A 19,410-nucleotide genomic window follows, 5' to 3' on the forward strand; every position below is an offset into this window, starting at 1 on the left:
CCTATCACCTTGATATTAGGCTTATTACCTATAGCGTAATTACAACATGGTTATTGCTGATCTTCAACGTAAATACCTGCCGATATGATAGCGCCACCAATACGTCGCTGACCGTATAAAAGAGGAACTGGATACCCCTGCGCAGCTGTATTAGTTACGCCTCCGAACGCATACGAAGCCCGGTTATCTGCACTTTGCTTGCTGGCTATGCCGGATGGTTGCGGTGAGAGCATTTGTATAACACCGCCAAGCGCCATTGCCGCACCAATTTTCATTGCAGCTGGCCCCCATGCGGCACCACCCCATGCCTGGCCTATTGTTGCCCCCAACGCACCAATTACCACCAGTACGCCCCCTAAGATTGTTTGAAGTAAACCTGCTTTTTTACTCCCAATCACGATAGGAACGATTCGTATCACTTCACCTGTAACGGGAAAACCTAAATCATCTTTCCCAAGATTTTTTTTACCTTTAAATACTGCATACGTAAGCCCTCGCATTTTGCTGGTATTTAAATACTGTTCAAATCCATTTATTGTTTTTGATAAAGCGTTAATGGCTTCGGCAGTTGTTCTTATTAATCTGTTATGAGAGCGGCCAAATGATTTACCTAAAACCCCACCAAGTTCAATCCTGGTCATTACTTCTTGCATGTTAACTCCAATAAAAAAGCCACATAAAGTGGCTTTGAAGATTAGAATCGACTTAAATACAGGAACGCGCAGCTTTACCCCATGGATCACCAATACCTTTACTTGCGGCATAGACTTTCACATCAGCCCCACCCTTTGGGTTCCCCTCTATTATAGCCATCGATAAAACACCAAATAAATCATCAGATGCTGATATTCTATAACCAGCTTCGGTTTCTATACTTGTTGCCTGTGGATGTAGGTCCTGCCATTTAGGCGATAAGCACTTATTAATTTGTGAAGCACTCTTTAATGAATGCCCTGAATAAATTGGAGATTCTTCCTGCAAGGAAGATGCACTACAACCAAATAAACCCAATAAAGAAATAAATAATATGGCTCTTTTCATGTCCCTATCCCCTTTTTGATATTGTAAAAGGTTAACACAGAGCCTCATGCCGTAGAACCTTCATTGTTCGTTCCTGCCAGTAGCCACCATAAGGAACGCGCTGGCTAAGATGCCCGTAAAGGTGATGCAGTAGCATGTTACCTTCTAACAGGATACCGGCATGGTTCCACTTGTTGGACTGGACCTGCATGATAACCATATCACCTGGCTGCGGTGCGCCGCTGAATTCACGGAAGCCGCATTCATACCAGCAATCTTGGTAGAAGTTTTCGGGGTAACTGTCCTCCCACCAGGGATAATCCACGCGGTAATCCTTCAGCTCAATGCCATGCGTCTGCCGGAAATAGCTCATCACCAGACCCCAGCAATCGAAGTGACCGAGCACAAACGGGCGTTCCAGTAGCGGTAGCTCGCCACGCGGCTGGATAGTACGTAAATCCCCCTCCGGCCAGCTGGCGATATGCCAAGGAAGTAACGTAGCGTCACACTGTGCCTTATCCAGTTCGCTCGGCTGTGTCGTTGCGTCAGGGTGGCTGTGGACAATGGCAATCACCGTACCCCAGTCTTCGGCAGCGGCATAATCCTCCGGCGACAGGTGGAAATGCTCTGTCGGATCGGTTGCCAGATTACGGCAGGGAATGTACCGCTGCACCCTGCTTTTTTGCACCACCACGCCGCAGCATTCGCGCGGATATTCAGCAGCAGCATGCGCCATAATGGCATCGATAATTTTCTGACGCATATCAGCTCCTGATCAGGGATGTGCCAGGGAAACCACCAAACGGCAACTCGTTCCCCTCGCCATGTCTCAACTTGCACGCAGTGAGCGTACCGGGACATTCATCGAGTGACGGATCGTTGACAGGGTTGTTGTGCTTGTCGAAATAGCGCGTCCCGGCATAGTCGCATCCATCACCGGAGCGGTATTTGTTACGGATACACCAGGTACAAAGCGAATGTAGCTGGCGCGTCGGAATCATCAGCCCCTGCAGATCCATCGGACTGGACAACGTAAACGCCACCACCTCGTTGGTTTCAGTGCTCTTGGCGTCAATGTAAAACACCTTCAGCTTTTCCTGCTGCGGATCCGCTGACGGGTTGCCCTCCGGATAGTTTTTCGCATCCAGATACTGCGCCAGCGTGTCATGAATCGTGACCTTTGCCTGCAGCAGGTCATCATAAGCAAGACACAGCGCCGTAATGGAACTGTCCAGGTTAGCGACCGAGAGCGTTGGCTGCGCGTTGGTCCCGTCGGTCGCTGTCTCAATACCCTCGATCTGGCAGGGCCAGGCTTTATATTCCTGCCCCTGCCACCAGATCGATTTCGCCGGTAGTCCAGGCTGGCGTGTCCCGTTCTCATAATTTGAGAGTCTTGACTGACGCCACCCGAATAATTTGGCTAATTGCTCTTGAGTTAAACCGAGCGCTTGCCGTTCTTTGGCGATGTTGTTCATCTTGTCCTCACATATAGTGTTTAGCTGAATTAAACACAAAATGTGTTAGATAGTCAAGACGAAACGTTCTTTGAGCGATAACACGTAACGTGGTAAAAATCAGTAATGAATATAAACACTGCAATTGCCGCCAGACTGAAGCAGTTACGCGAACAGAAAAATATGTCGCAATCTAAACTCGCAGAGTTATGTGGGTGGGCTCAGTCGCGCATCGGGAACTATGAAGCAGGTCGCCGCAATGTTGGCGTTGACGACGCTATAACAATATCGAAAGCTCTCGGTATTAGTCCGGCAGAGCTAATGTTTGGTGATGATCACGCCGAATCATGGTTAACGCCTAAACACCGTAAGTTAATCACCCTTTTTGACCAGTTGCCGGAGTCTGAACAAGACAAAATGATCGATACCTTTCAATTGCGACTGAAAGAAATTGATGAATATGTCGAGAAGTACCTTCGAGGACGATTCAAGCCAACTGACGACTAAGCAACAATTTTAAGCTACCTAACCAGCCTATTTGGCTGGTTTTTTTATGCCTATTTCCTTCCCTTTTCCCATATCGTTTTCATCCACACAGCTTTAAACACATGTCGTGTTGACTTTTAAACACATTTAGAGTTTAAATATAAACACAGTTTGCAAAACGTCATCAAGGCAGGACGCCCACGAAGTAGCTGCCGGCGGCATACGAATCACCGGATGAGATGACAGGCATTAACACGCAGCAGGTTCAACGTTCCGCCAGCCTGGCGACAAGGGCAACACAAAAGGATAAATCCATGATCGATTTCGCACGTAAACCAGTGCGGTGTCAGGCCGTACATCTAAATCGCATTGAAGTAATCATTCGACTGATTTGCTACATACTCGCCCAGAAGGGTGACCCGTCTGCCGACCAACAGACTGCAGTTCGTTCATAACGAGTTTGACCAATGGCTGTTGCCAGCCTCATGCCCGGTGCACAGGGCATTGTGATGGTAATACCACCATCGTAACCAAACAGGAGACGAAGACCTGTTCTGGTTAAATTGGAAAAGTGTTATTTGCCCGTCCCGTGGCGGGCTTTTTTCCGGAGGTTTTTATGTCAGCTAATGATCTGGCATTGCGCTTCAGCAGCGCACCAGCAGAGGCATTAATCGGGGTTTTGCCTGTTCTGGAAGTAAAAGAAGCATTACGTGAAGAAGTTGAAAGCGATGTGATGGATGAAGTCTGGACTGAGCACAACTTTGAAATGGAAGCGATGGGTGAACAAGTTGATGAAACAGCCAGGCTCGCTCGTAAGTTTGAATGTGCGGCTGAAGCTCTTGGAACGGCGATCAAACTTTCTCTGACTCTCCCACACAATGAGGCAATGCAGGTTCTGAGTGATGCCTTGAACGATAACCCTGGATACGGTCGCGAACCGGCAAAGGATGCGTGATGGAGTTTGGAATGAAACGTGTGGTGGCTTCAGTTCAGGCCGTTGCCATCCTCAACAGGATTTACAACGGCAGTCCGGTTTCCATCGCATCAATCAGCAAGGAATCAAAGCTGTCTGTGTCTTACCTCGAGCAGATTTTCTCGAAGCTGCGCAGCAGTGAAATTGTTACCAGTCAGCGTGGCGCCGGTGGCGGGTACCATCTTAGCAAAGCAAACCCCAGCGTGGCTGACGTTGTTCGCGCCGTTACTCACACGCCTGATTCATTTGAACCCGTGCTGAATGCCCTGGAGTGGGTCCCCGTCGCACAGCTGGCGCAGGGAAAATCCCCTACCCCATAAAGCACAAAACCCGCGCAAGGCGGGTTAAGTACCCGGTCAGCCGACCAAAGCTTTCCGGAACGAGTTTTGACCAATAACCACTACCTTAGGCGGCGATCATCAGCTGCCGGGTATCTTACAATCCTATGGAGCCCGAACGCAATGTTAACGTATGCGTATCTTATTAAAGCCAAAGCGAAAGCAACTGAGGCAAAAAACCTGTTTTGCTGGTTCTCTGCGAAATCAGATTCCCGTGCAGAACGCGAAATCCTCAATATTCTCGAAGATAACGATATTGCCGTCGGTCGTGGCGCCGACTATCAATTACCTGTCCGCACCAACTGGTTTGTTGTTGACGATCTTCCTGAGGAAAGCACACTTGATGACACATGGTGCGATCGTTACGAACTGGCAGAAGACCAGCAAACGTGGCAACTGAAACAGAAGCCGGATAATGAAAATCTGGAGGCTTCCAGCCAGCAAAAACCTGAAACCTCCAGTGCCAATGTACCCACCAGCGATGCGCCAGCATTGCTCCGCCCCATATCTCGCCTGCGCCTGTCTCAGCGGCTGATTGCGCACCTGTTAAATGACGGTGAAGAGAAGGAAATCAGTGAAGCGCGGCACGTCCAGATCGGGCAAATGGAACTGGACGAAAATGATCTCTATATACAAAACCTGTTACTGGCCGTTGCAAATGTGCCAGCGGCGAAAGAGCTTTCTGCTCATGTCGAGTGGAAGCTGGCAAACGCAATAAAAGAAGTCTTCGACCGTGAGCAGGTCTATACCATTGCTTCATTTGAGGAATTTATTACCGAATGGATTGCGGAACCGAAAGCGCGGACTCAAACCATGCAGGAGTGGGTTAACGATAAGAAAGCACGAATTGTGGGTGATGAGCCCACCGTTCCACCTGTAACGCCAGAACTCATTACCGTTGCGACTCTCCCGCTACGCCAGCGCCTTTTGGCTCAGTTTATTTCTGATGAATATGCTTACCATATTGATACTGAACAGAAGAAAACCATTCAGGAACTTGAGCTGGATGTGGATAACAGCTACGTGCAAAATCTGCTGCTTGCCGCCGAGAATGTAGAACCATTCAAGAAAGCGCCAGAGATCGATATCTGGAAAATTATCAGCGCGCTAAAAACTATTTTCCCGGTTGATGGTAAACGAGTGGATCTGTCTACCGTAATTCAGTTCTTTAAGGCCTGGTTCAGTACTGAACACATTGACCGCGGATTGCTGGTTAAAGAGTGGTGTAAGGGCAATCGTGTGTCGCAGATTCAGCGCACTGATTCCGGAACCAACGCTGGTGGAGGCAATAAGACCGATCGCAACCCGGAACTTGTCCACACGCTGGACACTCTGGACATTGATATTGCGCTGGCCACACTTCCAATGGATTTCAACATCTACGATATCCCAGGTGGCGTTTTCCGTCGTGCAAAAGAGATCATTGCTAAAAACGAAAGCCCGTTCAAAGAGTGGTCCGTCGCCCTGCGCAAACGTGCTGGCATCCTAGATTATTCCCGTGCTGCTATTTTCGCGCTTATTCGCAGTGCAGAAGAAAACGCTCACCATTTCCCAGAGCTGCTGAGCCGTTACATCAATAAGAACCTGACTGAAACCGACCACCAGCACCCAACTGAAGAAACCCTGGCGGCAGCCGGTCACGTGCCAGAAAAAAGCTGGGAAAACGAGATTAACGAGAAAGTCACAGCTGAACAGAAGGCAGGAGTCGAACAACCAGAAATCGCCAACATGGGCAACGGAGTGTTCTCCATCGATGGCCTGATGGGGAACCAGCAAGCGCCAGCGCTTTCTGTCGTAGACCAGGTACGCCAGCGCGCCGTCGAGGATAAATTACATCATGCCTATACAGAGGAAGCCACCAGTGATGTGCAGATGGAAGAAACTGACAACAACGAAATCAAAGCTAATCCTGAAGTGTCTCAGAGCGAAACAGCAGTTTTGCCAGTTAAAAGCGCTGATGCAACTGGTGACGCGTCAGCTTCCCTGAATAATGAACCCGTTCACCATATTGATATGGATCCCCTGAACGCTTTTTATACTCACCTGATGGTTGATATGGAAACCATGGGCAACAGTCCTGATGCCCCAATAGTCTCTATCGGCGCTGTATTTTTTGATCCTTCAACTGGTAACACTGGTGCCGAGTTTTATCGGGTTGTCAGCCTTGAATCATCGATGTCGTTTGGCATGAAACCGGATGCCTCTACAATTCAGTGGTGGTTGAAACAATCACCTGAAGCCCGCTCTGCCATTCTTGTTGATGAAGCTATGGGGCTGCGTGAATCCCTTGAACTTCTGGCTGACTTTATTGCTGAAAATGCTGCTAACGGTAGCCACACTGTTCAATTATGGGGTAATGGTTGCTCGTTTGATAACGTCATTCTCCGCCGCGCGTACGCGTTAACAGAAACTCCCTTCGCTGTTCCGTTCTGGAATGACAGGGACGTAAGGACCATGGTCGAACTGGGTAAATCTGTCGGTATCAATCCACGCTTCGACATCCCGTTTGAAGGCGAGATGCATAATGCGCTTTCTGACGCCCGACATCAGGTCAAATACGTCTCTGCAATCTGGCAACGCCTGACCGCAAACTGATTTTCTAATTTCACATTTTAAGGATCCTGCCTGGTATGTTTTTACAGGCAGGCCATCAGAGAGATGAGCTATGCACGAACTTACACTGTCTCCTCAGGAAATTGCAGAAATTACTGGCTATCAGCGCTACACCCACCAGCAGCGACAGCTGCGGTGTCACGGAATACCGTTCACCACTGATGGGCGGAACCGCCCAATTGTATTGCGCAGAAGTATTGATCCCGGAGTTTCTGAATTACCTAAGGTCGATGAATATGTTGCACTTGAGCCAAATTACGACGCAATCAATGGGCAGACCAAGAAAAGATCCTAAAGACAAGCACCTCCCACCACGCGTAACTAAAAACCGTTATAGCTATGTGTGGAAGCCAAAAGGAACAAAACAAAGCGTAACTCTTGCACCTATTACCGGGACGAGTATGTCCCGGCTATGGGCGCGTTATGAAGAAGAAAAAGCCAAGCGTTCAGACGTAATGACATTTTCTAAATTATGGAAGTTATTCACCAGCAGCCCAGCTTTTGCTGAACTGGCTCCGCGGACACAGACTGATTACAGGTCGTATGAAAAAAACCTGGTCCCAGTATTCGGGAATATGCGAGCAGATGACATAAAAATTGAGATGGTCAGGATCTATATGGATAAACGTGGCCAACGCAGTATTAACCAGGCAAACCAAGAACTCGGCGGGATGTCGCGTGTTTTCTCATGGGGATATGAACGAGGGTACGTGAAAGGAAATCCGTGCAAAGGAGTGCGCAAGTTCTCTTTAAAAGCCCGTGACGTATACGTGACCGACGAAGAATATCAGGCAATTTATGAAGAGGCGGCACCAGCTCTCCGGGTTGGCATGGAGATATCTTACTTATGTGCAGCTCGCGTTTCGGATGTTCTCTCTCTCAAATGGTCGCAAGTAAGCGAGGAAGGCATTTTTATCCAGCAGGGAAAGACCGGGACTAAACAAATAAAAGTCTGGACTGAACGGCTTCATAACGCCATCGAACTTGCAAAAACTCTGGGTGGGCGGGAAACGGTTATCTGTAGCAGCAAAAAAACTAAATATTCGAAAAGTGGGTTTAACGATCTGTGGGAAACCGCAAGGAAAGCAGCAGGGAAAAAACTAAATAGAAAACTGCCGTGTACTTTTCATGATCTCAAAGCCAAGGGGATATCAGATTATGAAGGTTCAAGTAGAGACAAACAATTATTTTCAGGACACAAAACCGAAAGCCAAGTGTTAGTTTATGATAGAAAAATAAAAAAATCGCCGACATTAGATCTAGCCCCAGTTGATAAAACTGCCCACTAGGGCAGTTTTAAAACACAGTGAATACATCGCGTAAGTCAGTTAGTACCTCTCGGCAAATATGTCGATCGTCACTAATCACAGAGTTTATGTGTTGAAGTGTTATATACTCTTCATACCATTCTTGGGTTACAACATTTCTCAAATTATAAAACCTATGAAACGAATCTTTCGCATCCTGCGAATTGATGAATTGTTGATTATGGCCCATTAACCTCATTAAAAACCCCTCCAAACATAATGGTGAGGATTGAATGATTTTTATGTCCCTATTCCTAGCCGCAGCTACTGCGTCAGTGGGTATTGCAAGATCTGAATCAATGAATACAACCCTTTTATCAAAACCACCAGCATGATTTATAGCTGCCATTATCGCAGATTTCGGCCCTCCACCACCAGCATCATCTAGTCTGACACTAAAACCTGCGGCCCTAGTTGTTAAAAGGCGCTTTAAACAATCAGCAAATCTTTTGTCAGTTATTCCTTCACACATCAATAGTTTCGTTCGTTCAACACCGCGTTTTGCACGTTTGGGCTTGGTCATAAATCTGGTACTCCACCAAATGCACCCGCCAAATATTTAGCTGCAATGTTATCATCTACCCGAGCTTCACTGGATGGAAAATCATCAAGCCTGTAGCACTCACTTTTGTTGTACTTTTTTTCAGTAATAAGTACCCGATATTTACCCAAGTAGTTTATTAACTCTGGTTTATGACAAGTAAATATTAATTGTGCATGCATCGGGTTTGTTTCTTTGCTTATGAATAACTCTAAAATTGGCTTAACCATATGTGGATGCAGGTCATCACCAAGTTCATCAATGAAGCATGCGGTCCCTTTCTTTAAGCACTTCATAATATTATTCAATCTAACAAAGGCACTTTGAGTACCTGCGGATTCAAATGCAAATGGCAGTTCAAATTTTGTACCATCTTCCTTTGCATGAACACCTTTTAAAAGATAATAAGTTTCTTTTTCACCATTTACATCAATTTTCTCCTCTTTCTCGATAATAATATCATCCAATCCAAGATCCCATTTTCGTAAAATTCTTTTTACACTATTAAATGTAACAGTATCTTCATATAAATCTTCGGCAGTAGCTCCTAAATCCTCATAATCATAGCTATATCTACCCATGGCATTTACGTTTGTAGTATTGCTCATTTGCTCAGCAATACTCATAGCTAACGGAACACCCACACGCCTTGCAGCAGAAATGATACTGGTGTTAGATGGTGTTCTTTTACCTTCAAGCCCACCCAATGGGAACAACTCAGATTTTTCTACATAATCGTATTTGATTGTCTTTAAAAAATCCTCTATTTCTTTGGGGCTAAGCTCATCACCTTTCTTATTTAAATTGTTTTTATAATTTTCTTTATTCAAGCCTCTTTTGAAAATATATATATTTTTATTATTTTCATTTTTTACATATAATTCTTCTTTAATAATAAAATGATCACATGCTATAACAACGTAAGTATATACTTTCCCTTCTAACACAAAGCAAACTTTAATCATTCCCGGATTAACAAAAGGCCGGTTTATGTTCAAATAAAGATATTCTGTAACTTTTGCAGGTATAGACCAGAAAAACCAGCTCAAAAAAGACATAGGTTTAATGAGAGTCGTTTTACCAGAGGCATTCGCTCCCATGATAGCAGTGATCAAATTGACCTTGTGGCCATCAACATCTACCCACAGTTCTTTTTTCTTATCCTTAGCTGTAGTAGTAAGGTCAACGAACCCTCCTTCATCTTCAAAGCTACCGATATTCTTAATCTCATACCAAAGTATCGCGTTAGCCATAACCCCTCTTTTCATACAAAAAAACGTTCAAAAGCACCACATACTGAGTTTATAGTAGAAGATGTATATGGCAAGAAAAAAAAAGCAGACAGCATTTTATGACAAAATACTAGCTCTTGATTTGTAGTAATGGGGTAATGTATGCGAAGGAATATACCAAGAAAGTATACCAACACTATACCAAGTGTGACATGAGTCGTTGAAAGGAATTGAGCTAAGTGTTTGAATAGTGGCGGAGAGAGGGGGATTTGAACCCCCGGTAGAGTTGCCCCTACTCCGGTTTTCGAGACCGGTCCATTCAGCCGCTCTGGCATCTCTCCGTTTTGGCGGTTGCCATGATGCCAGGTAATTTGGCATTTTAACAGACCCAGTTCCGTCAATTTCGTTCAAGTGACGAGTTTGCGAGCAAAACGATGATTAAGTGGCCCTGGAAAGAACAAGAAGCAACCCGGAGTGACGATTGGCCGTGGGACGACGCCCTAGCTATTCCCCTTTTGGTGAATCTCACCGAGCAAGAACAAGCCAGACTTATTGCCCTGGCCGAGCGCTTTTTACAACAAAAAAGAGTAGTCGCTCTTCAGGGGTTTGAGCTGGACCCGCTAAAAAGTGCGCGCATTGCTCTGCTATTCTGTTTACCTGTTCTGGAAATGGGGATTGAGTGGCTCGACGGGTTTCATGAAGTTCTCATCTACCCTGCCCCATTTGTCGTAGACGATGAATGGGAAGACGATATTGGGCTGGTGCATAATCAACGCGTGGTACAGTCCGGGCAGAGTTGGCAACAAGGCCCGATAATCCTCAACTGGCTTGATATTCAGGATTCCTTTGATGCCTCCGGCTTTAATCTGATCATCCATGAAGTGGCGCACAAGCTTGATATGCGTAATGGCGATCGTGCCAGCGGTATTCCGGCGATTCCCCTACGCGATATCGCCGGTTGGGAACACGACCTGCATGCTGCAATGAACAATATTCAGGATGAGATCGATCTGGTTGGAGAAACTGCGTGCAGTATAGATGCCTACGCAGCGACCGATCCGGCTGAATGCTTTGCCGTGCTATCCGAGTATTTTTTCAGTGCTCCTGAATTATTTGCTCCGCGTTTTCCTGCCTTATGGCAGCGTTTCATCCAGTTTTATCGCCAGAACCCCATGGAGCGGTTACGCGATACCCGGGGAGACGACGATTATCGCTCACCAAACACGCATTAACACTGAATTTGAAGATTAATTAACCAATTGAAATGACGCGCTAATTTTACTGTTGACACCTCATGATGAGGTCAGTAATATGCGCCTCGTTCACACGATTCCTCTGTAGTTCAGTCGGTAGAACGGCGGACTGTTAATCCGTATGTCACTGGTTCGAGTCCAGTCAGAGGAGCCAATTCACTGTTTTTATGCTTCTTCCTGAATCTCTATCTGTTTAAGATTCAACAAGTTAGCGTAAAAACCCTTCCCGGTGCGTATTGATTTAATCCTGTGCATCCGGGAAAATTGGTGGTCAGATTTGGGGTCAGGTTGGTTCGATTATGGAGTGACCCCCATATGTCTCTCAACGATACAAAAATCCGCAGTCTTAAACCTTCATCCAGACCCTTTAAGGTCTCCGATTCCCACGGTCTTTATCTCCTGGTCAGTCCGGGCGGCTCCCGTCACTGGTATCTCAAATACCGTATCAACGGCAGGGAATCCCGTATTGGTCTGGGCGCATATCCCGCTGTATCCCTCTCCGCTGCGCGTCAGCAACGTGAAGGCATTCGCCGGATGCTGGCTCAGAATATCAACCCGGCACAACAACGGGCGGCTGAACGGGCTTTACGCTCGCCGGAGAAAGTGTTTAAAACCGTCGCGCTTGCCTGGCATCAAAGCAACAAAAAATGGTCGCAGAATACCGCCGACCGCCTGCTTGCCAGCATGAACAATCATATCTTCCCGGTGATTGGTCATCTGTCAGTCACGGAACTTAAACCCCGTCATTTCATTGACCTGCTCAAAGGAATTGAAGCAAAGGGACTGCTGGAAGTTGCGTCCCGTACCCGGCAGCACCTTTGTAACATCATGCGTTACGCCGTACATCATGGATTAACCGACAGTAACCCGGCGGCAAACCTCGACGGGGTGACGATGCCCCCTGTTAAACGCCATTATCCTGCCCTGCCGCTGGAAAGGCTGCCGGAACTGCTGGCGCGTATTGACGGTTATCAACAGGGACGAGAACTTACCCGGCTTGCCGTCCTGCTGACGCTGCATCTGTTTATCCGCTCCAGCGAACTGCGCTTTGCCCGCTGGAGCGAGATTGATTTCAGAAATAAGGTCTGGACAATCCCCGCCACCCGCGAAGCTATTGCGGGAGTACGTTATTCAGGGCGCGGCGCTAAAATGCGCACTGCGCACATCGTGCCACTGTCCCGCCAGGCCATCACCATTCTGAAAAGGATTCAGGATATTTCCGGTCATCATGAGCTGGTGTTTCCCGGCGACCATAACCCGTTTAAGCCCATGTGTGAAAACACGGTCAACAAGGCGCTGCGGCTGATGGGCTATGACACAAAACAGGATATCTGCGGTCACGGATTCCGGGCAATGGCGTGTAGTGCCCTGATGGAGTCGGGGTTGTGGTCACAGGATGCGGTGGAGCGTCAGATGAGCCACCAGGAGCGTAATACTGTACGGCTGGCTTATATTCATAAAGCGGAGCATCTGGAAGCCCGCAAGCAAATAATGCAGTGGTGGTCTGATTACCTGGATACGTGTCGGGAGGTTTACGTGCCGCCGTATATCCTGAGTCAGGAAAGAAGCAACAGGGTATCATGAGAGGCATAATCAGCGATAAAAAGTCGTTTCAGACTGTACCGGAGCGGCTTTTTTCTCGTATGCCGGGGTACACAATGTTACGATAACTTACCCGGCTGAAATCAGTCGCCGATAATCCAGGGGTGGATTTGTTTTATCTGGTTTCTGTCCGGGGTTCTCGTTCTGAACAAAGCAGGGATATCGTATGAAGCTCTACCGGACACTGAAAAGCATTCCTGAACTTCCCCACCTCCCGGCGAATTTAAGGAATAAAAACTTTAAAGATGCTTATAATGCGCTTTACACTCATTCTGAATACCGGGCTGGTATAGTTCCATTACAATAGTAATTTCTTCTTCTTTAACATTGATGAAAATATGAAATGAGAGAAAGTATGATAAAATATTTGCTGTCGGAATTATAACAGGTCTTTTATTTTTCATCGTCTGGTCAATACTGAAAGTGATATTTTTCGGTAAATTAGTCAATGTGATATATGCGCTTCCCACGATCATGGTATTCGCAGTATGTGCCGTGGGTGTGCGTTACATCCGGGGAAGGACTAAAATGCGCACAGAGCACACTGTTCCGGCAGACCGTGAGTGAAAATACGGTCAACAAGGTACTGCGTCTGACGGGTTATGACACAAAACAACAGGATATCTGTGGTCACGGTTTCCGGCTAATGGCGTGCAGCGACCTCATGGAGTCGGGGCTGCGGTCACAGGATGCGGTGGATCGCCAGATGAGCCACCAGGAGCGTAATACTGTGTGACTGGCCTGTATTCGCCTGAAAACCCGTAAGCAAATAATGCAGTGTTGGTCTGATTATATTGATTTCAATTGTCAGGGATATACTGTCCCTTATTTGTATTCACGAGTTCATGAATAACTGAAGTTTAACACCTGAATAAAAAGGCACCTGTATAATCAGGTGCCTTTTTTATTTATATAAACCAGATTACATCTGCCCTGGAAAAATAAATAAATAACAATTCAACAATCTGTTAGTAATTCCTTTGTCAGATGTGTTTCCCGTCACGCTGAACAGTATCAACTATAATTCAGAATGTTTACTGTTTTCTCATCAATATGGACAAACCACAGAGGCTACATATATCAGCAAGGAGTTCACCATGCAGAAAAATAATAATTTAAACAATAAAAAACCTGTACTTAACTGGCAGACAGTCAGTGAAGCCGTTAAAATAATAAATCAGTCAACGGGGATTTCTTTAACTGAAAGTGATATTTATCGTCATGCGTTAGATGGTGATATTTTTCTTTCCGTCTACTTCCAGTCTCCTGTTATTTTACGCAAAACATCCAGAGTGAATAATAAAATAAAACTCAGGGATGCAGGCTCTCACCTGATAAAAAGATTATGTTATCTTGAAACTGACTGCTTTATACATGATTTAAATCTTGTGGCAGGTACGGAAGGTGATTTCTTCCATCCAAAGTGTAGTATTATCGATACACTACTGACAGGCTATGAATATGTAGCGGTACAGCGTTTACTTGCACGTGAGCTTTCTCTCCCGTTACCTGAAAAAGGAAATATTTATCAGAACCTGGGTGTTTCTGTTTTTATCTCCGGGGAGATATTCCAGACATTTGAAAAGATTACCTGGCAGGAAAGAATAAAACACCAGACGGTAAAATTACCGGTAAATATGGCTGAACAAATTGATGAATATATGACCGGAATAAATAACAGTATTCTTTATCAGCGTGAATATTTCCCGCTTCACGATTTGCCCGGCGATGCCTGTTTTGTCATCCGGCGTACTGAAATTGAGAAATTACTCGCACTGTATACTTCCGCTCCCGCTTCCACACGTACCTCTTCCGCTCTCGCCCGGTTCTTCTGGCTGGCCTGCTGGCATAACGAGGCCATCCGTTCATTAATCGGTCAGCCTTATAAACTCTTGTCCATTTTCGAACAGTGGGCCAGGGAGGATGAGATCACCGATAAACTCAGCGGCGACACGCTTAAAGCCGCGCTGGAGCGGGGTTGTCCCTTCCCGGACGGTCGGCGCAGGTGAATCTGAAAATCCTTAATAAGGATCGCAAAATCCTTAATAAGGATTCACCCGCTTCCATTCCTCCTCTCCGCTGTGCTCTTCTGTCACCAGCCCGCCACACCACTTACAGCACGACAGGAAAAGGACATGGCACATCATCAGCTATTACGGCTTAAACAGGTTGAAGCCAAAACCGGAATAAAGCGCGCGCAGATCTATCTGTATATGCAACAGGGATGTTTCCCCCGCTCCATTAAAATCGGTCCTGCCAGCGTCGCATGGCTTGAATCAGAAATTGATGAGTGGATTAACCGGAGACTGGCTGAACGAAACCAGAAACATTCTTATTAACAATCGACTTAGAGGACTGATTATGCTTCCGTCAATTAACTATATGACACTGATCTTTGCATTACAGGCTGTCAGGGAGGGGAATCTTAAATACTGTAACACCATAGGACTCACGCTGGATGAAATGAGAGAAATTAATAAACTGTCGCTGGATGAACTGTTTTTTATCAGCAAAACATCCCTGATGTTTATTGATGTATCCGTTAATCATGAACGTTTAAAAAATATCCTTATCCGCTCACGTCAGGAATTACAGTATCAGCAGCAAATAAACCGGGCGGTTCGCCTCGGTGCTTCACACAAAATTCTTTATACATATTTTGGTCTCAATACGGTTGACGTTGCCGCAAGGCGAAGATTACTGGGCATTACCATCCCCAACGGACGTAAAGTTATCCCGGACGAAAATACAGATGCCAGAATATGGTTATTATGGAAGAAAAAACACCAGAAAAACACTGAGTCACTCCAGGCCCTGGATGCCATGATGCAAATCACGGAGGAATTATATAACGAAGGTTATACATTTTCACTGACCGTTATCAGAAGTCGTATAAAACTTTTTGAAAATAATATACTGAAAGGAGGTGGTTAATATGGCTGATGAGATCGACCGTGATCAGGCGCATTATGACAGTTATCTGGAATCACTGATTGAAAAGAAACGTTTTCGCCCTGCATCATCTGAATCTTTATATTACTGTCGGTTTTGTGGTGAACCCATACCGGAAGAAAGAAGAAAAATTCTGCCGGGCGTGGAAACCTGTTTTGATTGCCAGTCTGAAAATGAACGCCGCCAGCGTTGACAGTAAAAAACGCCTTCTTTAACGGAAGGCGATTTTTATTGTTTTAAACAGGCTGACCAGGCATAAGTCTGTATGGACTGTCTGTTTAATCTGCAACGCTGTAACGCCAGGCATGAGGCGGAGCGCAACGGAGTGAGCACCGAACACGCCTGGTGTTACAGCGGAATATCACACCGTTATGCTTATATCCCGCAGACTTCCCCACTGAATATAATTTATGCTCACCATACTCTTATTTCACTGATATTTTATTCTGTTTAAATTCAGCTTATCGGCGGTTTATTTTTTAACTTTCGAATAATGGTTTCCTGTTCCTTTGAATGTACACCTGTCACTACACTGACGCTGCCAAATCGTTGCGAAAGCAACTGCAAATGTTGTTGGGGGCGGGCCTGCCCCTGCTGGTCTGAAAACAACGCCTTCGGGCGACCAGGAGCCAAAGACTGACGGGTTGAGAAAGTCGTGTTGCCGGGAAAGCGCACACCCACAGGAGCCAGAGATTATGCGGACTGATTAACCGTATAACCGGGGCGGTGTCGTGAACGGAATGTCGCGCCACTGCGTGAACAGAGACCTTTGGCAGGGGTGTCTGCTCAGAAGATGGTAGTCCTGCACCAATGTTGCCAGGGATGAACAGCAGGCTGAGAGCAACGCCTTCGGGTGCCTGCGAGCCAATGTTTCTGTGACCTGAGAGAAACGCCTTCGGGTGGTCATGACCTGAACCGGCTGTACGGCACTGTATGGTGGCTCACATCCACCGTAGCTGGCAGAGTCCCTGTGCGGCAGGGCGGAGTTCCGGGAAGGGCAAAACTGAGGCGAACAGATTAAACGCCGCTGATGCCACGTAACGGCTGTGGTTTCGTCTCCCCCTTGCGTCTCCGTTGATTTTTTTTCAACGGGCGCAGAGGACGGGAACCAGCGTCACTCCATCCAGGGGAGTGACGCTGGCGCACAAACCAGACATCACGCGCTCCGGGAGCTTTTTTACAGAGTGACAGGCGCGTGATGGACTAAAATCCGCCTCCGCTCAGGCCGACAACGCCGCATAACGGAGCGTCCCGCCGCCCTTGCGGAAATGCCGCTGTTTTATGCTTCACCACTGCCCCCGTCTTTACGGCTGGCAGAACATTAACACTTACCAGAGGATACGCGCCACGGCGCACGGCATATGAATAAACTGAACTACGAACTGAAAAACCTGTGCAAACGTAACCATGACGGGGCGTTTGTCACACAAAAGAACCGTCATAACGGACTGCAACTGATGGCTGACCAGTTACAGTCCGTGGGTTTTCATACGCGCGTTATGTCCGTCCATGACCTGAAAGGAAGGCATGTTAACCGCCTGGTGTCATTATGGAAACAGCAGGCGTTATCTGATGCCACAATGAAAAACCGCCTCGCCATGCTGCGGTGGTGGGCTGAAAAAATCGGTAATCCGGGAGCCGTAAAAACCAGCGAAGAATACGGTATCGGCAGGCGCCACCTGGTGACGAATGAGAGCAAGGCAGAAACGCTGGCGGGGAAAGACCTGTCCACGATTTCACCGTGGGTGGCGCTTTCGCTTCGCCTCCAGGAGGCTTTCGGATTACGGCGTGAGGAGTCAATGAAGTTCCGGGTGTCATGGGCGCTGAAAGGCCAGTCCCCGGACAGCGTCAGCGCCATCAGCCTTAAACCCTCATGGACAAAAGGGGGGCGTCCCCGCTCGATCCCGGTTCTGACACAGGAACAGCGCCAGTTACTGGCAGAAGTACGCCAGCTTACGGGAAGTGGCAGTCTTATCCCCCCGGATCGCAGCTACCGGGAGCACCTGCGGGTGTTTGAACGGGAAACGGCATCTGTTGGTACTGGACATACTCACGGTCTGAGACATGCTTACGCACAGCGCCGTTATGAAGAACTGAGCGGACGAAAGCCGCCCGTTCTTGGAGGAGACTCCCGACGCACCATGCGACGGGAAGAACGCCGGAAGGATGACGGGATAAGGAGACGGATTTCAGAAGAACTGGGACACTCCCGCATTTCTGTTACTTCCATATATATTGGAAATTAAAATGAATATAAACACCCATAAAAAGCTTATTATTTTATCATCATTTTTTATTGGTGATAAAATAAACTATTAAAATTGAAAGTGCGCCTATTAATATAGACATCCAGAACAATATATTATAAGCATCATATGAGTTAATTACCTTTAGATCCATATAATGTATTAATCCTCCTGCAACTAATCCACCAAAAGCGCCTCCAGTCTGTTGTGTTATTCTTGTTATCGCACTGGTATCATGTGTATATTTTTTTTGCCCATACTCAAAAGGAGCAGATAACGTAGAAATTGTTGCTACACCTAAACCTATTCCCCTAATAAAAAAACCTGAATATTCAAATAATTCGTTTCCATTTTCAATCAACAATATACTCAAAGCCGAAACAATAATTCCAACACCTATAATCAGGAACAGATTATATTCATTCAATTTAGAGTAGATAAATTTTCTTGTTAACCATGCACCCACTCCTTGTAAAGATAAAAGAAAACCAATGTATATTATAGAAGCATTGGATTGAATGGATTTTAATAAAGGAAAAAATACAAGAAATCCAAAAAATATTAAAGATGTCAAAAAACCCATAATTATAGATAATGTATATTCAGGTATTTTAAATTGATTAAGGTTTATTATTTGAACTTTAGATTTATTATTGATTAAAACCGTTTTTAATAATAATACCATCCCAACAACAAACAGAGTCATACTATAGATTATTGGAATTTTTTTTGTAGTTAAAAAGGAAATGGACGCAAACACAAATACAAGTGAGATAAAAAAAAGAATATAAACAAAAGCATTTAATTTAATATCCACACTTTCAGAACGAGGTATCACTTTCCCCCCAAGATATAATGAAACCAATACAATAGGAATATTAATAAAAAAAGCATACCTCCAACTTATAATATCAGCCAACCCCCCACCTAATAGTGGTCCAACAGCGGGGGCAAATACAGCAGGAATAGCAATTAATGCCATTATCCCCCTTAACCGCTCTTTACCAAACTGAATTGCTAATGCTGATTGTGTAACTGGCATTAAAATTCCAGCCCCAAAACCCTGTAGAGTTCTTGATAGAATTAGAGATGTTGAGTTAAAAGAAAGCCCTACTAATAATGATCCTACCATAAATATTAACAGTGAATATAACCATGTTTTTTTTATGCCATATTTCTTACTTGTAAAAGGAGATATCAAAATTCCCGCAGAGCATGACAACATATAGGATACAATAATCCATTGCACATAATTATAAGATATGCCTGTATCGTGCGAAATATTTGGAAGAATGACATTTGCTATACTACTATCAAGAAGAGGTAAAATTCCTGCAAACATCATTGCATATATCAATCGTCTTTCATTATTTTCAATATGTAATTTTTTCAT

At 45.8% G+C, this 19,410-nt stretch carries 20 protein-coding genes, 2 tRNA genes and 1 pseudogene; 15 read left to right on the plus strand and 8 right to left on the minus strand.

Annotation, left to right across the window (positions count from 1 at the left end; genetic code table 11):
• Nucleotides 1-50: 50 nt before the first annotated feature.
• From BZK42_RS05145 to BZK42_RS05160, 4 genes are read right to left on the minus strand one after another with little or no spacing between them, the layout of a single operon-like run.
• Nucleotides 51-653, minus strand: a complete 603-nt coding sequence (locus tag BZK42_RS05145) for a tail assembly protein (protein WP_044712030.1) — start codon at nt 651-653, stop codon at nt 51-53.
• Nucleotides 654-705: 52 nt separating this feature from the next.
• Nucleotides 706-1,041: a hypothetical protein gene (locus BZK42_RS05150; RefSeq protein ID WP_032938687.1), complete on the minus strand. Its 336-nt coding sequence runs from the start codon at nt 1,039-1,041 to the stop codon at nt 706-708.
• A gap of 31 nt (nt 1,042-1,072) precedes the next feature.
• Nucleotides 1,073-1,783, minus strand: a complete 711-nt coding sequence (locus BZK42_RS05155; protein ID WP_080858848.1) for a C40 family peptidase — start codon at nt 1,781-1,783, stop codon at nt 1,073-1,075.
• 1 nt (nt 1,784) lies between these two features.
• Nucleotides 1,785-2,495 (minus strand): phage minor tail protein L, encoded by a 711-nt coding sequence (locus BZK42_RS05160; protein ID WP_080858849.1) that lies wholly within the window; start codon nt 2,493-2,495, stop codon nt 1,785-1,787.
• Nucleotides 2,496-2,600: 105 nt separating this feature from the next.
• Between BZK42_RS05160 and BZK42_RS05165 the strand changes: the two genes are divergently transcribed.
• The 6 genes from BZK42_RS05165 (at nt 2,601) to BZK42_RS05195 (ending at nt 8,173) form a co-directional block, all read left to right on the plus strand.
• A complete protein-coding gene (locus BZK42_RS05165; RefSeq protein ID WP_049270562.1) occupies nt 2,601-2,981 on the plus strand; it encodes a helix-turn-helix domain-containing protein in 381 nt (126 codons plus the stop codon).
• Between the two features lie 595 nt (nt 2,982-3,576).
• Nucleotides 3,577-3,915: a hypothetical protein gene (locus BZK42_RS05175; protein WP_143329691.1), complete on the plus strand. Its 339-nt coding sequence runs from the start codon at nt 3,577-3,579 to the stop codon at nt 3,913-3,915.
• Between the two features lie 11 nt (nt 3,916-3,926).
• Entirely contained in the window at nt 3,927-4,253 is a 327-nt protein-coding gene (locus BZK42_RS05180; RefSeq protein WP_032944471.1) for an RrF2 family transcriptional regulator, read from the plus strand.
• Nucleotides 4,254-4,394: 141 nt separating this feature from the next.
• Nucleotides 4,395-6,866, plus strand: a complete 2,472-nt coding sequence (locus tag BZK42_RS05185) for a 3'-5' exonuclease (protein ID WP_080858852.1) — start codon at nt 4,395-4,397, stop codon at nt 6,864-6,866.
• Nucleotides 6,867-6,936: 70 nt separating this feature from the next.
• Nucleotides 6,937-7,179 (plus strand): DUF4224 domain-containing protein, encoded by a 243-nt coding sequence (locus tag BZK42_RS05190; protein ID WP_071667664.1) that lies wholly within the window; start codon nt 6,937-6,939, stop codon nt 7,177-7,179.
• Nucleotides 7,154-8,173, plus strand: a complete 1,020-nt coding sequence (locus BZK42_RS05195) for a tyrosine-type recombinase/integrase (protein WP_080858853.1) — start codon at nt 7,154-7,156, stop codon at nt 8,171-8,173. The genes BZK42_RS05190 and BZK42_RS05195 overlap by 26 nt, the downstream gene beginning before the upstream one ends.
• Nucleotides 8,174-8,180: 7 nt before the next feature.
• Here the strand turns inward: BZK42_RS05195 and BZK42_RS05200 are convergent, their stop codons facing one another.
• From BZK42_RS05200 to BZK42_RS05210, 3 genes are all read right to left on the minus strand, one after another.
• Nucleotides 8,181-8,714, minus strand: coding sequence for a hypothetical protein (locus BZK42_RS05200; protein ID WP_080858854.1), 534 nt, complete (start codon nt 8,712-8,714; stop codon nt 8,181-8,183).
• Nucleotides 8,711-9,985 (minus strand): AAA family ATPase, encoded by a 1,275-nt coding sequence (locus BZK42_RS05205; RefSeq protein WP_158083351.1) that lies wholly within the window; start codon nt 9,983-9,985, stop codon nt 8,711-8,713. Before BZK42_RS05205 ends, BZK42_RS05200 begins: the two co-directional genes overlap by 4 nt.
• A gap of 230 nt (nt 9,986-10,215) precedes the next feature.
• Nucleotides 10,216-10,305: transfer RNA gene (locus BZK42_RS05210), tRNA-Ser, on the minus strand.
• 93 nt (nt 10,306-10,398) lie between these two features.
• Here BZK42_RS05210 and mtfA point away from each other — a divergent pair.
• From mtfA to BZK42_RS05255, 9 genes and pseudogenes are all read left to right on the plus strand, one after another.
• The gene (gene mtfA / locus BZK42_RS05215; protein ID WP_046275704.1) at nt 10,399-11,196 is read left to right on the plus strand and encodes a DgsA anti-repressor MtfA; all 798 of its coding nucleotides are present in this window, start codon (nt 10,399-10,401) and stop codon (nt 11,194-11,196) included.
• 99 nt (nt 11,197-11,295) lie between these two features.
• Nucleotides 11,296-11,371, plus strand: a tRNA-Asn gene (locus BZK42_RS05220).
• Nucleotides 11,372-11,532: 161 nt separating this feature from the next.
• Nucleotides 11,533-12,801: a tyrosine-type recombinase/integrase gene (locus tag BZK42_RS05225; protein WP_080858856.1), complete on the plus strand. Its 1,269-nt coding sequence runs from the start codon at nt 11,533-11,535 to the stop codon at nt 12,799-12,801.
• Nucleotides 12,802-13,378: 577 nt separating this feature from the next.
• A pseudogene (locus BZK42_RS05230) lies at nt 13,379-13,672 on the plus strand (integrase); the annotation flags it as partial.
• A 244-nt stretch (nt 13,673-13,916) separates the two neighbouring features.
• Nucleotides 13,917-14,828, plus strand: a complete 912-nt coding sequence (locus BZK42_RS05235) for a hypothetical protein (RefSeq protein WP_080858857.1) — start codon at nt 13,917-13,919, stop codon at nt 14,826-14,828.
• 126 nt (nt 14,829-14,954) lie between these two features.
• A complete protein-coding gene (locus BZK42_RS05240; RefSeq protein WP_080858858.1) occupies nt 14,955-15,158 on the plus strand; it encodes an AlpA family transcriptional regulator in 204 nt (67 codons plus the stop codon).
• Between the two features lie 22 nt (nt 15,159-15,180).
• Nucleotides 15,181-15,753 carry a DUF2857 domain-containing protein gene (locus BZK42_RS05245; protein WP_080858859.1) on the plus strand — a complete coding sequence of 191 codons (573 nt, stop codon included), beginning with the start codon at nt 15,181-15,183 and terminating at the stop codon, nt 15,751-15,753.
• A 1-nt stretch (nt 15,754) separates the two neighbouring features.
• Complete coding sequence (locus BZK42_RS05250) at nt 15,755-15,964, plus strand: TraR/DksA C4-type zinc finger protein (protein ID WP_080858860.1); 210 nt, start codon at nt 15,755-15,757, stop codon at nt 15,962-15,964.
• Between the two features lie 1,168 nt (nt 15,965-17,132).
• Complete coding sequence (locus BZK42_RS05255) at nt 17,133-18,017, plus strand: phage integrase N-terminal domain-containing protein (protein ID WP_080858861.1); 885 nt, start codon at nt 17,133-17,135, stop codon at nt 18,015-18,017.
• Between the two features lie 40 nt (nt 18,018-18,057).
• Here BZK42_RS05255 and BZK42_RS05260 read toward each other — a convergent pair whose 3' ends face one another.
• The gene (locus BZK42_RS05260; protein ID WP_080858862.1) at nt 18,058-19,410 is read right to left on the minus strand and encodes an MFS transporter; all 1,353 of its coding nucleotides are present in this window, start codon (nt 19,408-19,410) and stop codon (nt 18,058-18,060) included.

It is taken from the genome of Citrobacter braakii (genome assembly GCF_002075345.1).
Lineage (GTDB): Bacteria > Pseudomonadota > Gammaproteobacteria > Enterobacterales > Enterobacteriaceae > Citrobacter > Citrobacter braakii.

Excerpts from the sequence above, each read along its gene's own strand:
- BZK42_RS05240 (WP_080858858.1), top strand. The coding sequence starts at position 14,955 with ATGGCACATCATCAGCTATTACGGCTTAAACAGGTTGAAGCCAAAACC.
- BZK42_RS05225 (WP_080858856.1), top strand. The coding sequence starts at position 11,533 with ATGTCTCTCAACGATACAAAAATCCGCAGTCTTAAACCTTCATCCAGA.
- BZK42_RS05235 (WP_080858857.1), top strand. The coding sequence starts at position 13,917 with ATGCAGAAAAATAATAATTTAAACAATAAAAAACCTGTACTTAACTGG.
- BZK42_RS05200 (WP_080858854.1), bottom strand. The coding sequence starts at position 8,714 with ATGACCAAGCCCAAACGTGCAAAACGCGGTGTTGAACGAACGAAACTA.
- BZK42_RS05185 (WP_080858852.1), top strand. The coding sequence starts at position 4,395 with ATGTTAACGTATGCGTATCTTATTAAAGCCAAAGCGAAAGCAACTGAG.
- BZK42_RS05155 (WP_080858848.1), bottom strand. The coding sequence starts at position 1,783 with ATGCGTCAGAAAATTATCGATGCCATTATGGCGCATGCTGCTGCTGAA.
- BZK42_RS05175 (WP_143329691.1), top strand. The coding sequence starts at position 3,577 with ATGTCAGCTAATGATCTGGCATTGCGCTTCAGCAGCGCACCAGCAGAG.
- mtfA (WP_046275704.1), top strand. The coding sequence starts at position 10,399 with ATGATTAAGTGGCCCTGGAAAGAACAAGAAGCAACCCGGAGTGACGAT.
- BZK42_RS05180 (WP_032944471.1), top strand. The coding sequence starts at position 3,927 with ATGAAACGTGTGGTGGCTTCAGTTCAGGCCGTTGCCATCCTCAACAGG.
- BZK42_RS05145 (WP_044712030.1), bottom strand. The coding sequence starts at position 653 with ATGCAAGAAGTAATGACCAGGATTGAACTTGGTGGGGTTTTAGGTAAA.
- BZK42_RS05250 (WP_080858860.1), top strand. The coding sequence starts at position 15,755 with ATGGCTGATGAGATCGACCGTGATCAGGCGCATTATGACAGTTATCTG.
- BZK42_RS05245 (WP_080858859.1), top strand. The coding sequence starts at position 15,181 with ATGCTTCCGTCAATTAACTATATGACACTGATCTTTGCATTACAGGCT.
- BZK42_RS05255 (WP_080858861.1), top strand. The coding sequence starts at position 17,133 with ATGAATAAACTGAACTACGAACTGAAAAACCTGTGCAAACGTAACCAT.
- BZK42_RS05160 (WP_080858849.1), bottom strand. The coding sequence starts at position 2,495 with ATGAACAACATCGCCAAAGAACGGCAAGCGCTCGGTTTAACTCAAGAG.
- BZK42_RS05150 (WP_032938687.1), bottom strand. The coding sequence starts at position 1,041 with ATGAAAAGAGCCATATTATTTATTTCTTTATTGGGTTTATTTGGTTGT.
- BZK42_RS05195 (WP_080858853.1), top strand. The coding sequence starts at position 7,154 with ATGGGCAGACCAAGAAAAGATCCTAAAGACAAGCACCTCCCACCACGC.
- BZK42_RS05190 (WP_071667664.1), top strand. The coding sequence starts at position 6,937 with ATGCACGAACTTACACTGTCTCCTCAGGAAATTGCAGAAATTACTGGC.
- BZK42_RS05260 (WP_080858862.1), bottom strand. The coding sequence starts at position 19,410 with ATGAAAAAATTACATATTGAAAATAATGAAAGACGATTGATATATGCA.
- BZK42_RS05165 (WP_049270562.1), top strand. The coding sequence starts at position 2,601 with ATGAATATAAACACTGCAATTGCCGCCAGACTGAAGCAGTTACGCGAA.
- BZK42_RS05205 (WP_158083351.1), bottom strand. The coding sequence starts at position 9,985 with ATGGCTAACGCGATACTTTGGTATGAGATTAAGAATATCGGTAGCTTT.